At 42.0% G+C, this 16,119-nt stretch carries 14 protein-coding genes and 1 pseudogene; 7 read left to right on the forward strand and 8 right to left on the reverse strand.

Features of this window, described 5'->3' with window-relative positions:
• Positions 1 to 276: 276 nt before the first annotated feature.
• The 3 genes and pseudogenes from OCV54_RS00130 to OCV54_RS00140 all read right to left on the reverse strand — a co-directional run bounded on the left by OCV54_RS00130 (position 277) and on the right by OCV54_RS00140 (position 2,238).
• Positions 277 to 435, reverse strand: coding sequence for a hypothetical protein (locus OCV54_RS00130; RefSeq protein ID WP_165852775.1), 159 nt, complete (start codon positions 433 to 435; stop codon positions 277 to 279).
• Positions 436 to 453: 18 nt separating this feature from the next.
• On the reverse strand, positions 454 to 1,908 hold the full coding sequence (locus OCV54_RS00135; RefSeq protein WP_015534570.1) for a 4Fe-4S dicluster domain-containing protein: 1,455 nt from the start codon (positions 1,906 to 1,908) through the stop codon (positions 454 to 456).
• 61 nt (positions 1,909 to 1,969) lie between these two features.
• Positions 1,970 to 2,238: pseudogene (locus tag OCV54_RS00140) on the reverse strand (hypothetical protein).
• 201 nt (positions 2,239 to 2,439) lie between these two features.
• Here OCV54_RS00140 and murC point away from each other — a divergent pair.
• The 4 genes from murC (at position 2,440) to OCV54_RS00160 (ending at position 7,488) form a co-directional block, all read left to right on the forward strand.
• Positions 2,440 to 3,822 carry a UDP-N-acetylmuramate--L-alanine ligase gene (gene murC / locus OCV54_RS00145; protein ID WP_055222248.1) on the forward strand — a complete coding sequence of 461 codons (1,383 nt, stop codon included), beginning with the start codon at positions 2,440 to 2,442 and terminating at the stop codon, positions 3,820 to 3,822.
• Positions 3,823 to 4,103: 281 nt separating this feature from the next.
• Positions 4,104 to 5,243 carry a DnaD domain protein gene (locus tag OCV54_RS00150; RefSeq protein WP_055222474.1) on the forward strand — a complete coding sequence of 380 codons (1,140 nt, stop codon included), beginning with the start codon at positions 4,104 to 4,106 and terminating at the stop codon, positions 5,241 to 5,243.
• A gap of 12 nt (positions 5,244 to 5,255) precedes the next feature.
• Positions 5,256 to 6,257: an ATP-binding protein gene (locus OCV54_RS00155; protein WP_055222249.1), complete on the forward strand. Its 1,002-nt coding sequence runs from the start codon at positions 5,256 to 5,258 to the stop codon at positions 6,255 to 6,257.
• A 31-nt stretch (positions 6,258 to 6,288) separates the two neighbouring features.
• Entirely contained in the window at positions 6,289 to 7,488 is a 1,200-nt protein-coding gene (locus OCV54_RS00160) for a ribose-phosphate pyrophosphokinase (protein ID WP_015534565.1), read from the forward strand.
• A gap of 105 nt (positions 7,489 to 7,593) precedes the next feature.
• Here the strand turns inward: OCV54_RS00160 and OCV54_RS00165 are convergent, their stop codons facing one another.
• The 5 genes from OCV54_RS00165 to OCV54_RS00185 form a co-directional block, all read right to left on the reverse strand.
• Positions 7,594 to 9,303 (reverse strand): ATP-binding protein, encoded by a 1,710-nt coding sequence (locus OCV54_RS00165; protein WP_015534564.1) that lies wholly within the window; start codon positions 9,301 to 9,303, stop codon positions 7,594 to 7,596.
• The gene (locus OCV54_RS00170; protein WP_055222250.1) at positions 9,303 to 10,355 is read right to left on the reverse strand and encodes a metallophosphoesterase family protein; all 1,053 of its coding nucleotides are present in this window, start codon (positions 10,353 to 10,355) and stop codon (positions 9,303 to 9,305) included. Before OCV54_RS00170 ends, OCV54_RS00165 begins: the two co-directional genes overlap by 1 nt.
• A 117-nt stretch (positions 10,356 to 10,472) precedes the next feature.
• Positions 10,473 to 10,730, reverse strand: a complete 258-nt coding sequence (gene spoIIID, locus OCV54_RS00175; protein WP_055222251.1) for a sporulation transcriptional regulator SpoIIID — start codon at positions 10,728 to 10,730, stop codon at positions 10,473 to 10,475.
• A 62-nt stretch (positions 10,731 to 10,792) separates the two neighbouring features.
• Positions 10,793 to 12,082, reverse strand: a complete 1,290-nt coding sequence (locus OCV54_RS00180; protein WP_147341846.1) for a sensor histidine kinase — start codon at positions 12,080 to 12,082, stop codon at positions 10,793 to 10,795.
• A gap of 3 nt (positions 12,083 to 12,085) precedes the next feature.
• Complete coding sequence (locus OCV54_RS00185; RefSeq protein WP_055222252.1) at positions 12,086 to 12,829, reverse strand: LytR/AlgR family response regulator transcription factor; 744 nt, start codon at positions 12,827 to 12,829, stop codon at positions 12,086 to 12,088.
• 96 nt (positions 12,830 to 12,925) lie between these two features.
• Here OCV54_RS00185 and OCV54_RS00190 point away from each other — a divergent pair, with 96 nt between their 5' ends.
• The 3 genes from OCV54_RS00190 to OCV54_RS00200 are packed head-to-tail and all read left to right on the forward strand — an operon-like array spanning position 12,926 to position 16,110.
• Positions 12,926 to 14,683, forward strand: a complete 1,758-nt coding sequence (locus tag OCV54_RS00190) for a hypothetical protein (protein WP_055222253.1) — start codon at positions 12,926 to 12,928, stop codon at positions 14,681 to 14,683.
• 36 nt (positions 14,684 to 14,719) lie between these two features.
• A complete protein-coding gene (locus OCV54_RS00195; protein WP_055222254.1) occupies positions 14,720 to 15,478 on the forward strand; it encodes an ATP-binding cassette domain-containing protein in 759 nt (252 codons plus the stop codon).
• Between the two features lie 2 nt (positions 15,479 to 15,480).
• The gene (locus OCV54_RS00200; RefSeq protein ID WP_015534560.1) at positions 15,481 to 16,110 is read left to right on the forward strand and encodes a hypothetical protein; all 630 of its coding nucleotides are present in this window, start codon (positions 15,481 to 15,483) and stop codon (positions 16,108 to 16,110) included.
• The last annotated feature ends 9 nt before the right edge of the window (positions 16,111 to 16,119 follow it).

The raw sequence follows: 16,119 nt of genomic DNA on the forward strand, positions 1-16,119 counted from the left end.
TCAAAATAAACATTACTTTAATGTGCGTTTTCAATTAACTTTACATGTAGTTTCAATTACTACATCCATATATTATCATATCTCTTTGTCATGTCAACAGAAAAATAAAAGTTTTAATTTATTTTCACATATTGGTATTACATTTTGACTGCACAGTTTTTTCCCTCAATCCATAAAAATAAGGCGTGCAGCAATGAATCCCCCCGGATAAGTCCAGTTTCATCTCCATCGCTGCACGTCTTAATTTTCTTATTATTTCATTATATATCACAGTCTCTACTGATCCTGTACCTGCTTGGAATCCTGTGTCTGCTGCCGGCTGTCCCACTGAAGCTTCTTCTTACGCATCTGTGACTTGTATACAAGTATCGCCGTAACCACCGATACGCACACAAATATAAGCACACATATCACAAATATCAAAACTGTTGTCATGTCTTTGTCCTCCATGCACTAATCTCTCACCATATCAATCTTGTCTGCTCCCTGCTTCTCAAGATTCTCTGTGATGTTGATATCTGTAGAATTATCAAGGGCTGCCTTTCTGTCACGCATCGCCATGTTCGGATCCCTGTGTCTTGAAGGGCCGCCCACGCAGCCACCTTCACACGCCATACCTTCCATGAAGTCATCCTGGAATCTGTTGAACTTCATGAGAGTCAGTGCCTTCTTACATGCATCTATTCCATCGCATTTGCACACCTTAACCTCGTCCTCGCAGCCGAGCTCCTTCATGCTCTCTATGACTGCCGCTGTGACTCCGCCTGCATTTGCAAATTTCTTGCCGAACAGTGTGGACTGGTCGTTATCTTCAGCCTCTGGCTCAAGCTTGACATCCTTTGCTCTCAGCATGGCTCTGATCTCTCCGTATGTCAGCGCATAGTCCGCAGATTCCTTCTCTCCGGCTGCGCTCTCCGCCTTCTTGCCGATACAAGGGCCTATGAATACTGTCACGGCATCCTCATAATTCTCCTTGATGTATCTCGATACTGCACACATAGGTGATACGGTCTCAGATACCCTGTCTGCCAGCTCAGGGAAATGCTTCTCCACCAGAAGCTTGAATGCAGGACAGCATGAGGTTGTCTTCTTCCTGCCCTCTGCCTTGGCCTCCATCCATTCCTTTGCCTCTGCCATGGCTGTCATGTCGGCACCAAGTCCCACATCCACCGCATCGTAGAAGCCTATCTTCTTCATGGCTGTTCTCCAGCTCGCCATGGTGATATCCGCACCGAACTGTCCGTATGTGGCAGGTGCGAACATGGCAAATACCTTCTTGCCGGCTCTCATGTCATTTATTATATCTACTATATAAGACTTTGATCCGATCGCACCAAATGGGCACTTGTGGATACATGAACCACAGTCTATACATTTGTCCTTGTCTATGACCGCAATACCTGTTCCATTCTCAGCCACAGATATGGCACCAACCGGGCAGCTCTTGATACATGGACGCATCAGATCTGCAATGGCATTGTACGGACATGCTTTGGCACACTGTCCACACTCCTTACACTTTGATGGGTCGATGTAGGACTTGTCACGTCCCATGCTGATGGCACCGAAACGGCACGCCTGCTGGCACGCTCTTCCCATGCACTTCTGGCAGTTATCAGTTACTACGTAACGTGAAATAGGACATCCTTCACAGGCAGAGTTGATGATCTGGACTACATTCCCATCATCCTCTGTTCCAGGGGCTTTGCCCTCGGCAAGTCTGATCCTCTGTCTGATGACCTCCCTCTCTCTGTATATACAACATCTGAAAAATGGCTGTGGACCGGGAACCATCTTATATGGAAGATTGTCCCTCTCATCATCCAGCCTGCCTTCATACGCAAGCTTTGCCACCTCATAAAGCACCTCGTGCTTTACCTTTAATAATGTAGCGTCATTTGTAATCATATGTTAACCTCTACTCATATTATATTGATCTTTGCCCCTGTATACCTAATATGTATACCTCTTAGATCCAGTTATAATCTCCGCCCGTTATAGCCAGGCTGAGCAATGCATCCATCTTCTCTACCTCTTCTGCGCCCTCTACGATCCGCATGAGCTTTGCAGTTTTCTCCTCAGCTTCCATCACCTCGTCCGGTCCGATCTCCGGATCCCACTCTGCTGCACAGTCAGGACATTCCTCCATCTCATCCACGGAAAGGCTCAGAAATCTTGTTCCGCACTTCGTGCATTCATATATCCACATTTCTCTGTGTTGTCTGGTACATAATACATTTATCATGGCTTCTTACCAATTGATATAGATTTATTATCAACTTCCATCACACTACCTCCATTTATAACATAATTTTCGTTCAATAACAATCTATGCAATTGACCAAAACCATTTATTTTCATTTGAGGGCAGTTATGCTATAATAAAAAACACTTTTAAATATAGTAATCAATCTTTTATATAAGGAAGGCGAAATACAAATGTACAAGATCAATTTTTCAAAGCCAATCAACGTCCATTTCATGGGAATAGGCGGAATAAGCATGAGCGGTCTCGCAGAGATACTTCTGAAGGCCGGATTCAAGGTCACCGGATCAGATATGAAAGCATCCGAAATCACCGATCAGCTTGCCGACATGGGAGCGCTTATCAACATCGGTCAGTGTGCATCTAACATAACAGACAACATAGATCTGGTCGTATACACAGCAGCCATACATCCTGACAATGAAGAGTTCAAGGCCGCAGTGGAGAAGAACATTCCTATGCTCACCAGAGCCCAGCTTCTCGGCCAGATCATGGAGAATTACAAATATTCCATAGCCGTCAGTGGAACCCACGGCAAGACAACAACGACTTCCATGCTGTCCTACATCCTCATAGATGCGGACACTGATCCTACCATATCAGTGGGAGGAATCCTCGACAGCATCGGCGGCAATATCCGTGTAGGCAAATCTGAATACTTTGTAACAGAGGCATGTGAGTACACCAACAGCTATCACGCATTTAAGCCTTTTATCAGTATCATACTGAACGTGGATGCCGACCACCTTGATTTCTTCAAGGATATAGATGAGATCGCTGAGTCATTCCATGTATTTGCCACCAAAACTCCAAAGGAGGGCCTGGTCATCGTGAACGGCGATATGAAGTATTATGATACCGTTGTCAGAGACCTCGAGTGCCGCGTGGTAACATTTGGAAAGGGCGCACAGAACAAATATTCAGCACACAATATACGATTCGATGACTTCGGCCATCCAACCTATACACTGGTTGTGGACGGCAAAGAGATCACTGACATAACACTCAAGGTATTCGGTGAGCACAACGTATACAACTCACTGTCAGCCATAGCGGCATCCCTTGAACTTGGAATCTCCATAGATGTCATCAAACAGGGACTGTCAGAGTGTGTCGGTGCCGAGAGACGTTTTGAGTACAAAGGAACCATCCTCGACAACGTGAAAGTCATGGATGACTACGCTCACCATCCAACTGAGATAGCAGCCACACTGAAGGCAGCAAAGAACACAAGCTACAACGAACTGTGGTGCGTATTCCAGCCACACACTTACTCAAGAACCTACGCTCTGTTCGATGAGTTTGTAGACGCACTCAAGGTATGTGACCACGTCATCGTGGCAGATATTTATGCAGCCCGAGAGAAGGATACCGGACTTGTCTCAGCAAAGCAACTCGCCGAGAAGATCGCCGAGACGGGTACTGATGCGTTCTATCTTCCATCTTTCGACGATATAGAAAATTATCTCTTAAAAAATTGCAAAAAAAATGATTTGTTGATAACTATGGGCGCCGGAAACGTCTATTCTATCGGAAATGACCTGATAAAAAATTAGTTATCCACATTATCCACACAGCTCTGTGGGAAAGTTTTCCCCACAGAGCTTATATTTTTTTGTTGACATAATTTTTACAGAAATATTACAAAGCCCTGTTAAACTATGACTTTTGTATTTTTATGTCTCTTTTTCGTCCACATTATCCACATTATCCACATCCCCACCATTTTTCCCAACCGACTGTATGTTCTGTTTGCATTCCAAAAAGTTCATGTTATAATGCATTTGCGCTAAGGGAAATGCGCTATTTCAGGAGTATGATCAAGGAGTTTTTTGACATGAGCTACATTACTATTACAACAGAAAAAAACGAAACATATTCCTCTATATCAAACTTTTTTATAGACTATTACATGACCTCCGCCAGCGGAGAGTTTGTTAAGGTATATCTGTATCTGGTCAGACTTATGTCTTCCAGTAAACCCGTGTCTGTCGCCAACATAGCAGATCATTTTAATCTCACAGAGAAGGATATTTGCAGAGCCATAAAATACTGGATAAGCCAGGATGTTATGAAGCTCAACTACAACAAGAAGAAGGAGCTTACAGGAATAACTCTTCTCCCTCTTCACGACAAGGGCAGCTCCTCCGACAGCGGAGTTGACGACCTCTCTATTCTCGGCGTGGATTATTCCACCGGAGATGACGATAACAACAGCGAGATCACGGCGACGATCGCAGACGAAGACAAGGCCGAGGTGCCGGAGCGCACTCTGCCTGACAAGATAACAGTTACACCAGAATTTCTTAGGAAGAAACAGGAGGACGAGGTTCTCTCTGATATTATGTTTGAGACAGAGGCATATTTTGGCAGACCGCTTTCCATGCCTGAATCAGAAAGTCTCATATACATATACGACCAGCTTGGCTTCTCCCAGGAGCTCATCGAATATCTGATCGAATACTGTCTGACCATGGGCAAGGCAAGCTTCAGATATGCGGAGACCGTAGCCATAGCATGGTATGAAAAAGGAATCGACACGGTTGACAAGGCCAAGGCAGACAGCTCCGCCTACAACCCATTTTACAGAAAGGTCTTCTCTGCACTCGGAATACGCAGAAGCAATCCTACCAGCATAGAGACCGCATACATTGACGCGTGGACAGGTGAGATGAATTTCTCAGAGGATCTTATCCTTCTGGCATGTGAGAAGGCCATAATCTCCAAGCCACAATCCGCCAACTTCGCATATGTCAATGGAATTCTTGAAAACTGGCATAAGAATGGTGTACAATCCATTAGGGATGTCGAACTGCTCGATCAGGAGTTCCTCAAGAAGAAATCAGCGGCCACAGCGCAGCCTGCAGCCACCAGGAATCCGAATGGATTTGCGAACTTCAAGCAGACAGACATGTCCAACCAGTTGGACAAGCTGGAACAGATGCTTGCAGATGAACTCAATCTTGACAAGAGGTAATATATACATATTATGGGCAATATAAATTATGATGATATTTTGTCCCGACTGAGCAGGATCAGGCAGGACAATCTTCGCAGACAGGACAACAGAAAAGCTGAGGTATATGCCAGGATCCCTCGTATAAAGGAGATCGACGATGCCATCGCCCACAGTGCCGTCCAGGCATCAAGGGCAAGGATACTGCATCAGGAAGTGGATGAAGAAGCACTCTCCACGAAGAACCACGCTCTCCGCGATGAGAAGCATCAGCTCATGGCACAGACCGGATACCCTGACGATTATCTGGCACCGATATACAACTGCCCCGCATGCAGAGACAGCGGATATGTAGATGGTAAGCCATGTTCATGTCTGAAACACATGGTCATCAGCCAGTTGTACCAGCAGTCCACCATAGAGAAGGTGCTGGAGACGGAGAATTTTGCCAGCTTCAATCCTGATTTCTACAGAGATGAACACATTGCTGGCTACAATTACACTCCTTACCAGAATGCACAGAGCATATTGTCTGCATCAAGACAGTTCACAGAGAATTTTCAGGACAGCAGACCGGGCATTCTTATATATGGAGAGACCGGAACAGGCAAAACCTTCCTGACAAATTGTATCGCTAAGGAACTTTTAGACAAAGGTTATACAGTTTTATACTTGTCGGCGATAAATTTATTTGATAATATCTTACAGGACATTATAATAAAGGGTGGTCATGAACCGCATCAGAAGATGCTGTATGACTACATATATAACTGCGATTTTCTTATAATTGACGATCTTGGCACAGAGTACACCAACTCATTTGTCCTGTCTCAGTTATTTGAGATTATAAATACGAGAACTATCAAGAGACAGTCTACTCTCATTTCTACCAATCTTGATCTGCAGGAATTCAAGAACAGGTATACAGAGCGTATCATGTCACGAATAGTTGATAGCTATCTCATCTTCAATCTCTACGGAGATAACATCCGCTATGTAAAAAGAATGAAAAGCATAGCCAGGAACAAAAGGTAGACAACGAAAGCAGATTAGGAGGATTTTTATTATGCCAGACGATAGCAAGTTGGAAACAATACCTGTAGGAAGCTTAGGAATCATTGCTCATAAGAGCATTGTACCTCTCGGAGAGAAGGTCGATTCTTATATCGTAAAATGGAGAAAGAACCGTCAGAACGAGAACAAGTCAAGCATCGTATTCCACGGTTACGAGAAGGACTCTTACCTTATCAAGGCAGACTGCCCTAGATTTGGTTCAGGTGAGGCAAAGGGTATTGTCAACGAGTCAGTCCGCGGTAAAGACATATATATCATGCTTGATGTAGGAAACTATAGCTGCACATACACCATGGGTGGCCAGACTCAGAGAATGTCTCCTGACGATCACTATGCTGATCTGAAGAGAATCATCTCTGCCATGACAGACAAGCCTAGAAAGATCACTGTCATCATGCCTTTCCTGTATGAGAGCCGTCAGCACAAGAGATCAGGACGCGAGTCCCTCGACTGTGCAGTTATGCTCCAGGAGCTTCAGCAGTATGGTGTAGACAACATCGTTACATTTGACGCTCACGACCCACGTGTTGTAAATGCTATTCCAAAGAGCGGTTTCGAGAACGTAAAGCCTACTTACCAGTTTGTAAAGGCACTTCTTAGATCAACTCCTGATCTTGAGATAGATAACGACCACATGATGGTTATATCACCTGACGAGGGTGCTATGCACAGAGCTATCTACTTCGCTAACCTTCTCGGTGTAGATGTAGGTATGTTCTACAAGCGAAGAGATTACTCAAGAGTTGTGGACGGACGTAATCCTATCGTTGCCCATGAGTTCCTCGGTGATTCAGTTGAAGGCAAGGATGTTATCATCATCGACGACATGATCGCATCAGGCGAGAGTATGATAGATGTTGCCAAGCAGCTCAAGGCAAGAAAGGCTAAGAGAGTATTTGCACTTGCTACATTTGGTCTCTTCACCAAGGGTCTTGAGGTATTTGACAAGTGTCACGAGGAAGGTCTCATTGAGAAGGTCATCACAACCAACCTCACTTATCAGCTTCCTGAGCTTGCAGACCGCGACTGGTATGTATCAGCCGACATGAGCAAGTACATTGCACTCATTATCGATCACCTCAACCACGATGCATCTCTCAGCGATCTTCTTGATCCATCAGAGAGAATCAGTGCGAGAATTGCTGAGTACAAGGAGAAGCACACTATCTCAGATAACTACGAGAATTACTAATATCCAATTATAGACTTACAAAAAAGACCTACGGAAGCTCACCTGATACATACCATGTATCGCAAGCTTCCGCAGGTCTTTTAATTATTTATTATTAGAAACTTTCTACAATGTCACCACATTGCATGCTATATGCATATCCTCAAGTCTGTTAACCAGATCCTTATCGGATGTAAGCAATATCGTCTGCTCCGTGTTCACCATACTCATCGCCTTGAGCACTCCCGTGAGCTGACTCTCATCGGTCACATCTATCACATCGTCCAGCACAAGTGGCATTTTCTCGTTGTTAAGTATCTCTGCAACAGCCAGCCGCACAGCCAGATACACCTGCCGAACGACCTCATGTCCCAGGAATTCCGCCCTGAAGAAATGGTCATTCTTTTTCACTGCAACATGCATCTCATCATCGAGCTTTGCCTCCTGATACTGTCCACCGGAGAGTGCGCTAAGAATATCCGATACTCTGCCGTCTATACCGGCAAACAGTCCTGAGAACTCCTCCGATATGTCCATTATGGTATTGATAGCCTTATCTATGGCCTTCTTCTCAGTCTCAAGCACATCATAATCGGCAAATATGGCGTCTCTCTTCTCCTTGAGTTCATAGTAGGCATCCCTCTTCTCTATGGCATCATGCTCCTGGAACTTGAACATATCAAGCTTCCTGTCATGCTCCTCCTGAAAAGCTCTGTCTATCTCAACGCGAACCGTCCTCGACTCAGTTGCTCTTCCCATCTCATATATGGTCCTCCTGAACTCCTCCTCAGACGGAAGCTTATCACCGTCAAATGCGCCTTTCCTGAACAATCCATCTATGATGGTTATAGCAACAAACGCAATCGTACATATCGTGAATAGCTGCTGTATGGACTTCTGAAAACCAACAAGGTGAACCACTAGCATGACCACTGCAACAACCAGTATTCCTGTTGCCATTATGACAAATATATTGTCCGTCAGCTTCTTGTCCTTCTTCTCCTGCTTCTTTTTCTCCTTCAGCTCGTCCTCATCATCTATAGCTTCAACCTCGAGGAATATTCTGCTTCGCTCCCTGTCCTCATCATCGTCAGGGATCTCAGCATCCTTTTCATTCACAAGCTGCCTTGCCTCTCTCTTCAAACGTGCGATCTCCATATTATAAGCATCAAGCTCCTCACGTCTGGCAGTTCGGATGTCTTCAAGCTCCTTATCAACTTCACCCAGCTCATCCATCTGGGCTTCCAGCTCTTCTATCTGAACCAGATACTTCTGATTGTCATATTTCTTCTTTTCGTTCTCAAGATACGCCACTGCGTCTGCTCTGTTTATTCCGCTGCAGCCCGTCTCCTTCATATTCTGAAGATACTTCTCGAGTCTGTCACACAAAGCTTTGTCATCTCCGCCCATCTCCTCCGGCGGATCAACACACATTGCATCCACAAATGTGCTCTTGTCCATATCAAACAGGACACCTCTGTAGGAATTCTTAGACACAAGTCTCTCATCCTTCCCGCTCTCTATATCAGTGAGCGTTGCACCGTCCGTGGACATGTTGAAATTTCTCTCCATAAGATGACTCTTTCCAGCATTTGTCACCTGTGCCTTTCCGGCATATCCATTTCCACCGGATGGCTTTCTTAATGCAAAATTGTCTCCCCGGGCTCCAAGACCCTTGGTTTTATTCATACCATACAGTATACCGGACACAAAATCCCTGATCGTACTCTTACCGGCTCCGGGCTCTCCATAGAGCACATTCAAGCCTTTGTCCAGCTTTATTTCTTTGTTATTGAATTTTCCAAATTCTTTCAAAAAAAGTTTATTTATATACATTACTTTTCTCCAGTTGCTATGATCGCCTCAAGACCATATTCAAGTGCCTTTTTGCTGACCTCGTCATCCTCACCGGACAACTCAGCGATAAATCTTCCAAGTACATTGTGCTCATTGTCCCTCTTGAGACCATCAGCATTGTACTCGAACATCGTATTATCCACAACCTCATATATCTTGTAATCCTGAGACACATCATCAAACTGAGGTCTCACTCCGCGCCCCTTCTGGCCCTTCAGGATAACCCGATATATGTTCTGCGTTCCCATCTTATCGATCTGTTTCAGAACAGCATGCTCGATCTGTCTGTCAGTATATTCCGGCTTTATCTCAAGTCCAAGGTTGATGTAATTCCTGCAGGCAACAGGCTCCCACTTTATCCTTGTCTCTCCGTTTATTATCTGTCCATAAATAAAGCCATGCTTTCCTGTGTCAGAAGGTGACAAAGGCTCCGGCGATCCCGGATATGCCATACGGTTCTTCACCATGTGCTTCGGCTTTCTCAGGTGTCCGAGTGCCACATAGTCAAATCCTGTGTCAGCCAGCTTTCGGAAATTAAATGGACCGTGGCTGGCATCTCCTCCATGCATGAGAAGTATATTGACAGCGCCTTCCGTCTGGGCATCTATCCCCTCTGAGAAATCCTCCGTGTATTCCGCCTGTCCATAGCTGAAACCGGTCACACAGGTATTTATATCTTCAAAATACGCATTGCTGAACTCCCCAGCCGGAAGAAGCACTGTGTTCGATGTGAACTCATAATTCTCCGATGGAGATCCACTTTCAATGTAATCACTACTGCCCGCAATGATCACCGTTCTTGTATTTGTAAGTTTTGCAAGTCTGGCATCAAGCTTTGCAAGATCCGCAGCCTTCGGCGCACTGTGATACAAATTGCCGGCAATGAGGAGCAGATCTACCTTTCTCTCCTCCGCAATATCCAGGATCCTGTCAAATGTCTCTTCTATCTCTTTCGCACGGACATCGCTCCAAGGCTTTCCCTTGTCAGGAATCATCCCCAAATGCACATCCGAAACATGAATAAATCTCATATCCTAACCTCTAATCTATAGTTAAACTGCCATTTTCTAATAGCCCACACTTAGTCCACTATTATACAATCATCAAAAGTTTAACCCAAATCAGAGAAAAATACAACATAAGCTATGTTAAAACTTTGTGACATGCAGATACTTCTCCCTCGTGGCAAGCCCCCCTCTTATATGTCTCTCCGCCTTGTTGGCATCCAACACCACCCTGGCCTGGGCCGCCAGCATTGGTCTTATACGGACCAGCCGTTCCGTTATATCCTTGTGCACCGTTGATTTGCTTATACCCATCTTGTCCGCTGTCTGTCTCACAGTCGCCCTTGTGTCTATGATATAATTTGCCGCTTCGATTGCCCGCTCTTCTATATAATCCTTCAAAGAAAAAGCCCCCGCATATTCTGTTTTTACAGTCTATGCGGGGACATGCGGTTTATGTACATTTAATCCTGATTTATGGGGATCAGCACAAGTGTTTCATATTCCCCATATGTATTCTTTATCTCCATTATTCCATTGTACTTGTCCATGGTATTTTTCACATTTTGTATACCATATCCATGAGTCATATCCTTACTGCCGCCCACGTCAGACTGTGTACTGCTATTTTTCACATCTATTACCAAATGCCGATCTGTCTGCACTATTGCCAGCTTTATATATACCCCCTCTTTTTCCTTCTGTTTCTTACATGCATTGATACTGTTATCCAGCAGATTTCCTATTATTATACACATATCATAGTCAGAGACCATTATTGAATTTTTATCGAACTTAAAATCCGTATGAAATTTCACGCCATTGTTTTGGGCAAATGTATACGCACTGTTCACAAATGTATCAATAACAAGATTTCCTGTTTTTGAAACAACATATTTATTTTTTAATTCTTCCTCATATCTATCACATACTGTTCTTATCCTGTCATATTCTTTCTCTTCTATGCATGACCTTATATAGCTTATATGCTTTTGGGTATCATGAACCATACTGCCAATTTTCTTATAAGAAAGAACCAATTGGTCATATTTATCCGACTGATGCTCCAACTGATAACCAAGCATTGTTACCTGATTTTTCAATTTATAATTATCCACCATGTTATCAAACAGATAATAATTCAAAACATTTAAGACCAGCACAATTATCAGCACAAATATAAATCCATACCCTGACAAAAGCACGATCTGTTCTGGTATTATCAAGTATAGATAACAACTTATCATTGGAGTTATAAGCACTATGACCAACTGTTTAAATGAATATCTACCTGATACATAATTTCTCACTACCAGTATTATGATCAGGACAGGCAGCATAATAAACTGTGCATACATATCCATCACCGAGATCAGATGAGTTATTCCACCGTCATACAGCATCTGATCCGTTGTAATTACCACTACATCAGATAAACCGATGCTCACCAGATAACCCAATACCCATATAATAAACGCAGATATACATTCAGCTATACGGGAATCATATAGGCAAATAAATACGAGCATGATAACTATATGCGCGGACACCTGGCTGACCATTGCTTTCTCCTGTGACACATCTATCATGAAAAGCTGTCCGCCTCTTGAAGCCAGCTCTGTTAAAATAAATATACCCCAATATGCCATTGTCGATATTCTAAGCGGAGGCTTTCCAAGCCATTTCTCTACATAAACTTTTACAGTCACAGCATCCATAATTGCTGATATAAAAATTAATACTAAATAACTCACCCTTTAACCTCTGATGCTCACCACATCTGATATAACCGTATTAATAAGACTCTTCCTTACCTCTTCCTCATATTTCCTTGACAACGGAATAATCTCGTTATTATCCAAAACAAGCTCCCCGCCTCTCAAGGTAACTATGTGATCTATATTTACAATATACCCCTTAAAGCTGTATACAAACCTTTTGTCCTTTAACAAGTTAAACCATTTTTTTAAATTTCCTGTAACCTGTATAATCTCTTTTGCAGAATGAATATCTACACTCTTTTGAAATTTTCTCGAAGTTTCTATATACATAATATCAGATATATTAACAACTCTTTCTCCATCTGCCGCTGGCACAATCAACTTGTTAAACTCCATGTCCCTTATCTCACGCAAAACCTGAGATAATACTTGTTCCAACTCTATATATTTAAGAGGTTTCTGAATATAATTATATGCATGCACAGAAAAGCTCCGTCCCATATGTCCCGGGTAATTGCTTACAAAAATGATAATTGCATTTTTGTCGTATCTTTTTCGGATAATTGAGGCGATATATATTCCATCCTCCTTCTCCATTTCCACATCAAAGACAAAAAAATCATAATGTTCACCAGATTCCAGCTTGTCCAGCAATTCCTGCCCCGTCCTGTAGTTGGCGCATTCAATATCCAGATTGTGTTTAAACGAATACTCCAATATGCATTTTTCTGCAATGTCTATATCCTTCTGCTCATCATCACATATAGCAACTTTTAACATCTTCCGCCTTTCATTTACCAATTAATACATCTTGAGTAAATCTTAGTACAACTAAGTTTTTCTAATTATAATTTATTATTGATAGGAGGTAAAGCAATGCTTAAACAGAATTACATACTATTCAGGAAAACTCCACAATGCTTTTGGCCTTCCATCGCTGCTATCATATTTTGTATTTTATACTCAGTATACAAATTCATTGAAGACAGTCTGCTTAGAGAATTCAACTACATTGATATAGTTGAACATACAGATATGATGCTTGGAAATTCCATATATTATTATATTCTGTTTTTGTACTTGTCCTTTGAATTCATATCTATCGTAAAAAAATACAATGTGGTAGAGAGCATAAGCACATACACTATGTCATCAATTAAAAGGGAATCACAGCAGCTGCTTATTCTCTCTATCATAAACGGCTTATTATGTATGTGCATGTTTGTTCTATGTATATGCCTTTGTATACTGTCAGGTTCTTCCTCTGCAGACTTTTATATATATACAATTAAGGCTATTTTCACACATGTATTTATGGTCAACACTTGTGCTGTTATTATCGGACTCATCATATCGTATATCAGCAATACTATCCTTGCCTATCTTGCTTTATTTGGGTTCACCATAGTTGCCATATTGCAATCAGGTAAGTTCACATTTCCAACGGAAGATAAAATCGGCAGTATACAGGAAATATCCAACATATTCTGCGCTTCTCTTACTTATATTCCAGATGAGGCAGCTTTAATTCCTGTAAATATACATTTCCTGGCCAAACCTTTGTATATAGTATTTGGTCTGATATCTGTATATTTGATCACAAATTTCTTCAGATACAAGAAATTATCCTTGATTTTTGCCACCATATTTTCGGTGTTATGCTCGTTTTCCTTTATTTATATCTGCAACATCCCATATAGTGGCAGTAACCCTGGATACGCAGATGATTCCTCGGATTTATTTGCAAATGAACAGGAATTACTTACTCCAACAAAGGAAATAGATTTTTACGTTACAGAGTATGACATACATTTTGACATAAGGAAGAATTTGATCGCAGATATGTATATGCAGCTATCAGACACCAGTCTCCCTGAATACCATTTTATACTCTGTAAAGATTACGATATCAAATACATAACAGATGACCAGGATCATGCTGTCCGCTATAGCAGAAATGGAAATAAGCTATGCATATACAACGAAACCGGTGATCTCTCATCCGTATACATAAAATATACAGGGAAATCCTATAATATTTGCTACACAGGGGAAAATGGTGCATATCTTCCCGGGAACTTCCCGTATTACCCAATTGCTGGGAATGGAGACTTATTTCAAAACGGATATTGCCAGCTTCCTAAGGATCTGAGCAGGTTCACAGTATCCATATGCTCTGATTTTACTACGTATAGCAATCTCAACATGTCCGGTGACACGTTCAGTGGTTTCAGTGATCAGCTAAGCATTGTTTCCGGCATATTTTGGAGCGAACAGATTATTGATAATGTGCGATACATTTTCCCATATATTGGCGCGGACACCGATCCGAGTCGAAACCACTACATAACAAGCCAGATAAAAAAATATATAAACTATACACCTGAAGAAAAGGCAACTGATTATTCCCTTATTGGGAAAACAATCCTGATACAACCAATACACAGAAATGCATATATGTACGGTTCTGACATGGTGATGTTTGATGCTGCAGGTAATTTGGATATTTACTACACCAATTATATACAGACAGGTAATTGGTACAATATTGATTCAATTCTCACCGATGAGGAACTTCAAAAGATTCAGGAAGATGTATACGACGAACTTGGCATCACTGAAACAACAGAATAAAGTAACTTGTATCCGTTCAGATAAAGGGGGATTATTATGCTGGAAATAAAAAATATGACAACTACTTTGGGAAGGAACACAATTCTTCACAATTTAAACTGTAATTTTGAATCAGGAGTACACGGACTACTCGGTCCTAATGGTGCCGGCAAAACCACATTCATGAGATCCCTTATTGGGTTATATCCGTCAGCTACCGGAAGCATTCTCCTGAACGGAGCAAATATACATTCTGTTGATATCGGGTATCTGCCTCAGAAATTTGGTCTTTTTCCCGGAATGACCGTAAGAGAATGTATGCGTTATATTGCATTTTCCAAGGGTATTTCATCATGTAGTCTTGATGAAGACATCGAATCAGTTATAGAGAGTGTCAATTTATCAAGTTATATTGACAAAAAGGCTCATACTCTGTCTAGCGGAATGGTGAGACGTGTTGGAATCGCCCAGGCTTTTCTTGGCAATCCCCCTATAATAATATGCGATGAACCGACAGCAGGTCTTGATCCTGAGGAAAGACTCAGATTCAGGGATCTTATAAAACAAACCAATTGTGATGACAAGATAATTATTATATCCACACACATCGTAGACGATGCGGAGTTTTTGTGTGATTATATAGAAATTATCGATCAAGGCTATATAATTGCAAAAGACACTACAGACGGAATCAAAACAGCCATGACCAGGCTTTGGGCTTCCCCTTCTATTGATACCTCAGAGCCTGCATCAGCTGATCCCACTTTGGAAGATGGATACATGTATATTCTTAAGTCTTACAGGAACGGAGTGTAACTATGGTGCAAAGAATACATAACTCACTATTTATATTGCGTAAGGGAATGATACTCTGTGTAATTATAGCTGTTTTAGCTGCTATTACGGGCTTTATGATGATGAAACCCCTTGATCTGCAGGATAAAGAAAACGCACTGCAGCAGTGTTACTGCATAGCATATCCTGTGTGCGTTATGCTGCTATATACAATAACCTTTATGCCGTTTGTATATAGCCCAAGCCGGGAACTTTTTTACATAGCCCACAGAATAAAATGGGTAGAAACAATTATTCCATTTTTATACCTGTCTTTATTAATGTGTGCCATAACATCGTTGTTGTTCTTCAGGACAATTCTCTACCCAGAAAGATTTATAGCCAAAAATCTTATTATAATATATTGCTTCTGCGGTTTATATTACGGCACAGTATATACAGCGAAGAACATCACCATAGCCATCATTTTATCATTTACACTGATCATCCTGTCTCTTAGCGGAGGAAATCTCTTTAATGCTATCATACCATGGTATATTGATGTTCACTCAGTTAAGACTCTCGCCTCTTTTATGAAAGAATACATAATTTTAGGAAGTGCAGGCTGTATTCTGGGATTGTTCAGCAACCACAGATACTCAGATTACCAATAAATATATGCA

The organism is Coprococcus aceti (assembly GCF_025567285.1).
Taxonomy (GTDB): Bacteria; Bacillota; Clostridia; order Lachnospirales; family Lachnospiraceae; genus Coprococcus; species Coprococcus aceti.

Bases quoted from the DNA above. Each gene is read 5' to 3' on its own strand.
- OCV54_RS00130 (WP_165852775.1), bottom strand. From the start codon at position 435: ATGACAACAGTTTTGATATTTGTGATATGTGTGCTTATATTTGTGTGC.
- OCV54_RS00135 (WP_015534570.1), bottom strand. From the start codon at position 1,908: ATGATTACAAATGACGCTACATTATTAAAGGTAAAGCACGAGGTGCTT.
- murC (WP_055222248.1), top strand. From the start codon at position 2,440: ATGTACAAGATCAATTTTTCAAAGCCAATCAACGTCCATTTCATGGGA.
- OCV54_RS00150 (WP_055222474.1), top strand. From the start codon at position 4,104: ATGAGCTACATTACTATTACAACAGAAAAAAACGAAACATATTCCTCT.
- OCV54_RS00155 (WP_055222249.1), top strand. From the start codon at position 5,256: ATGGGCAATATAAATTATGATGATATTTTGTCCCGACTGAGCAGGATC.
- OCV54_RS00160 (WP_015534565.1), top strand. From the start codon at position 6,289: ATGCCAGACGATAGCAAGTTGGAAACAATACCTGTAGGAAGCTTAGGA.
- OCV54_RS00165 (WP_015534564.1), bottom strand. From the start codon at position 9,303: ATGTATATAAATAAACTTTTTTTGAAAGAATTTGGAAAATTCAATAAC.
- OCV54_RS00170 (WP_055222250.1), bottom strand. From the start codon at position 10,355: ATGAGATTTATTCATGTTTCGGATGTGCATTTGGGGATGATTCCTGAC.
- OCV54_RS00185 (WP_055222252.1), bottom strand. From the start codon at position 12,829: ATGTTAAAAGTTGCTATATGTGATGATGAGCAGAAGGATATAGACATT.
- OCV54_RS00190 (WP_055222253.1), top strand. From the start codon at position 12,926: ATGCTTAAACAGAATTACATACTATTCAGGAAAACTCCACAATGCTTT.
- OCV54_RS00195 (WP_055222254.1), top strand. From the start codon at position 14,720: ATGCTGGAAATAAAAAATATGACAACTACTTTGGGAAGGAACACAATT.
- OCV54_RS00200 (WP_015534560.1), top strand. From the start codon at position 15,481: ATGGTGCAAAGAATACATAACTCACTATTTATATTGCGTAAGGGAATG.